A 3610-nucleotide genomic window follows, 5' to 3' on the forward strand; every position below is an offset into this window, starting at 1 on the left:
TTCTGCGTACGCTGGGCCAGGCCACGCACTTCGTCGGCCACCACGGCAAAACCACGTCCGGCTTCACCGGCGCGCGCTGCTTCGATAGCGGCGTTGAGTGCCAGCAGGTTGGTCTGTTCGGCCACGGCCTTGATCACGTCCATGACGCTGCCGATCTTGTCGCTTTCGTGTTGCAGCACGCTCATGGCTTCGGTGGATCGCACCACTTCGCTGGCTAGGCGCTCGATCTGGGCGATGGCTTCGTTGACCACTTTGTCGCCTTCGCGGGCTTCGCCGTCGGCGGCGGCCGCTGCTTGTGAAGCTTCTTCGGCATTGCGCGCGACTTCCTGCACGGTGGCGGTCATCTCGTGCATGGCGGTGGCCACTTGATCGGTCTCGATCTTCTGGCTGTTAACGCCGGCGCTGGTCTGCCCGGTCACGGCGGACAACTCTTCGGCGGCGCTGGCGATCTGGGTAACGCCGTCGCGGATACCGCTGATCAGGTCACGCAGGGTCACGCCCATGCGCGCAATGCCTTGCTGCAACACGCCGAGTTCATCGCGGCGCGTCACTTTGACGTCCTGGGACAGGTCGCCGCCGGCGATGCGTTCGACCACTGCCAGCGTGTCGCGCAGCGGGCGGGTGATCTGACGGGTGATGATGACGGCGGCAATGATCCCGACCAGCAACGCCAGCAAGGTGCTGATCAGTTGCAGGGTGCGGGCTTGTGCGCTTTCGGCGTCACGACGGTCGAGCTGGATCTGATACAGCTGCTCACTCAGGGTCACGATGGCGGCGCCCTGATCGGTCATTTCCTTGCGCGCCTGCACAGCATCGTTGCTCGCGGCTTTATAAGCCTGCAAAGCGCTGCGGTAATTGCTCAATGCCGTTTCCAGCTGACGCAACTCGTCCAGCATAGTGTCGGCGAATTGCACATTGAGTTGTTTCAGGCTGGCGATGGCCGCGTCCAGTTGGCCGACGGCTTTCTGCTCGGTCTCGGCGTTGGTGGTCGCGGTATAACCGCGCACTTCGTAGCGGGCCAGCATGAACGCTTCCTTGGCGGCGGTGATGGCCTGGAATTGTTCGAAGCGCTGATCGCTCAACGGCATTTGTTGTACGCGGGTACTGATGGCGTTGATCAGCGAATTCGCGTTTTCCGCGTTGGCGCCCATGGCGTCGCGCGCGCTGTTGCCGGCGCGGTAGGCGCTGCGCATTTTGTTCAGGGACGTTTTGTACGCGTCAATTTGCGTACCTTGCTCTTTGAGCAGCTTGAGGTTTTCCGGGCTCTTGAATTTCACCAGCAGCGCTTGTTGCTGAGCGGCAAACGCATCCAGGGTGGTCTGGACGTTCTGCGCGGTGGTTTCATCGCCGTTGGTCAGCATGTATTGCAAGCGAACCACACGCAGTTTGGTCAGGCCGGCATTGAGCTGGGTGATGTCGCTCATCCAGTTGCTGCGGTCAATCAGGCTGCCCAGGCTCGTCCAGCCGGTCAGGGCGAGGACGCAGGTCAGTGCCAGGACCAGGCCAAACCCCAGGCCCAGTTTCATGTTCACGCTGATGTTGCCGAACCAGCTATTCATCAAATTCCTCCAGGAACGTTGCGCTTTTGGTCGTCGGTTGGCTGGAAGATTGTTGTTTTTGGTAGCCAAGGGTGTGTAGCAGGTCTGTATCGGCAGCAATCGCGAGAGCTGAAAGGATTTTGTCAGACGGTTCTGTAACAAAAGTTTTTGCAGGGGGCTTAAGCTTTTTTTCACATGGGTTTCACCGGCTGCCGACGCGAGCCTCTCTACCCTCGCGGCATCGAATGTAAGTGATGCATGCCGGTGAGGCGGCCTGATGTGGAATTGAGACTGAGTCTGTTCGGGGTCAAACGCTCGATTGATCTGAGCCGTTTTACCCGCTATCGAAACACCGCAGTGGTACTCGCCTCGGCGCTGTTGGTGATCCCGTTGACCGTCTGGCTGTTGCGGCCTGCCGCCGTTCCGGACCTGGCCCATGGCAATGTCTCGGGCGCCCGGGCGTTGTTATCCGGTTGGGCCAAGGGCGACATGATTGTGCTGGTGCGCCATGTCGAGCGCTGCGATCACTCGACGGCCGCGTGTCTGACGGGCAATGACGGCATCACGGATCGTTCGCGCAGCGTCGCCGTGAGTGTCGGTGCGCAATTCGAAAGGCTCGGCCTGGGCGAGGCTGACATTTATAACAGCCCGATGATGCGGACCGCGCAGACGGCCTCCTACATGTTCAACAAGGTGAGTACCCATGAGGAGTGGTTGATCAATTGCAAGGGCACTATGTTGCGTGACGCGCTGGCGCACAAAGTGCCAGGGCGTAATCTGATTCTGGTGACCCACAGTGAATGCATGGCGCAGATCGAGAAAGGCCTCAAGTTGCCGACGGCCACTCTTGGCTATGGCGCCTCTTTGTTTATCTCCGCCGAATCGCTACAGGCGCCGCGAATGCTTGGTTATATCGAAGCTTCCGACTGGCGCTCGGTGACCAGCCAATGAGTAATCCCATGCGTTTTTACTATTTCAACTTCGGTATTCCACTGGCCTGCGCAGCCGTTGTTTTTCTGATGTTCGACATGACCAAAATCGACATCGCGTTCAGTAATCTTTTTTTTGATCCGCTGACCCAGACCTTCCCGCTCGACCAGGTTCACTTCTTTGAAAAGCTCACCCATAAATGGGCGCGCATCATTCCGAACTGGACTGCTGAAATTGCCTTGATCGGCGCGATGCTGTCGTTTGTCTGGCCGCTGATCAACCCGCAAAAACGTCCGCGTCTTGGCCGATTCCTGGAGCGGAGCAAAGCCGCTCCGGTGCTGAAGTTTACCTATGACCATCGTCGGGATTTTCTGTTTGTGGTGTTCGCGTTTGCCATTTGCACCGGGGTGATCCATTTCCTCAAGGCGCACACCAGCGTGTACTGCCCAATTGAAACGACCCTGTATGGCGGGAAAATTGCCCACATGGAGTGGTACGAAAACTTCCAACTGTTCAGGGAAGCCGGAGAGGGGCGCTGCTGGCCGGGCGGGCATGCTTCGGGCGGGTTCACCATGCTGGCGTTGTACTTCGTGGCGCGCCGCTATCGCTGGCGCTATTCAAAAGCGCTGATGTACGGCTCGCTGCTGCTCGGTTTTGTCTACGGCACGACGCGGGTCCTGCAAGGCTGGCACTACATGTCCCACACGTTCTGGGCCGGGATCTTTGTGTGGCTGGCGTGTTTGCTGACGGCGTTGGCGTTTTATGGGCGAGCGCGGCTGGATGTGCCGGTGGATCAGATGACATCACTGTCGGCTGGCCGTCCGTCATCGCGAGCAGGCTCGCTCCCGCAAGGGAACGCGGTCCAGTGTGGGAGCGAGCCTGCTCGCGATTAACGATGACGCGGTATGCCTGCCTACTCCTGCGGATCAACGTTATCCAGTGCCTGGTTCACTGCCAGCTCCGCCAGCATGATGATTTGCGCAATGGCCAGCGCGGTGTTGCGCTGTGAACCGTTCAGGTAGGTAGCTAAATCGCTGGTCATGACGCTGGCGGAGGCCAATGACTCGCAGGCATGTGCGAGGAGGTTTTCAGTACCGATGTCGGGAAGGATCGTGAAGAAGGGGCTGGGGCGGTATGGGGAG

General features: G+C 59.2%; 4 protein-coding genes and 1 pseudogene. 2 read left to right on the forward strand and 3 right to left on the reverse strand.

From position 1 onward, the window contains the following. The coding region (locus tag KGA97_RS29725) for a methyl-accepting chemotaxis protein (protein WP_411740674.1) at window positions 1-503 on the reverse strand (503 nt) is incomplete at its 3' end. Window positions 504-545: 42 nt separating this feature from the next. Beyond that, a pseudogene (locus KGA97_RS29215) lies at window positions 546-1559 on the reverse strand (methyl-accepting chemotaxis protein); the annotation flags it as partial. 258 nt (window positions 1560-1817) lie between these two features. On the opposite strand from KGA97_RS29215, the gene KGA97_RS29220 reads away from it, so the two are divergent. Beyond that, complete coding sequence (locus tag KGA97_RS29220) at window positions 1818-2489, forward strand: histidine phosphatase family protein (RefSeq protein WP_223435491.1); 672 nt, start codon at window positions 1818-1820, stop codon at window positions 2487-2489. A gap of 8 nt (window positions 2490-2497) precedes the next feature. Continuing rightward, window positions 2498-3361 carry a phosphatase PAP2 family protein gene (locus KGA97_RS29225; protein ID WP_223481973.1) on the forward strand — a complete coding sequence of 288 codons (864 nt, stop codon included), beginning with the start codon at window positions 2498-2500 and terminating at the stop codon, window positions 3359-3361. Window positions 3362-3381: 20 nt separating this feature from the next. Here KGA97_RS29225 and KGA97_RS29230 read toward each other — a convergent pair. After that, a partial coding sequence (locus KGA97_RS29230; protein WP_223481974.1) for a DUF6124 family protein occupies window positions 3382-3610 on the reverse strand: 229 nt, incomplete at its 5' end.

This window comes from Pseudomonas sp. BF-B-15 (assembly GCF_019946675.1).
Taxonomy (GTDB): domain Bacteria; phylum Pseudomonadota; class Gammaproteobacteria; order Pseudomonadales; family Pseudomonadaceae; genus Aquipseudomonas; species Aquipseudomonas migulae.

Bases quoted from the DNA above. Each gene is read 5' to 3' on its own strand.
- KGA97_RS29225 (WP_223481973.1), top strand. From the start codon at position 2,498: ATGCGTTTTTACTATTTCAACTTCGGTATTCCACTGGCCTGCGCAGCC.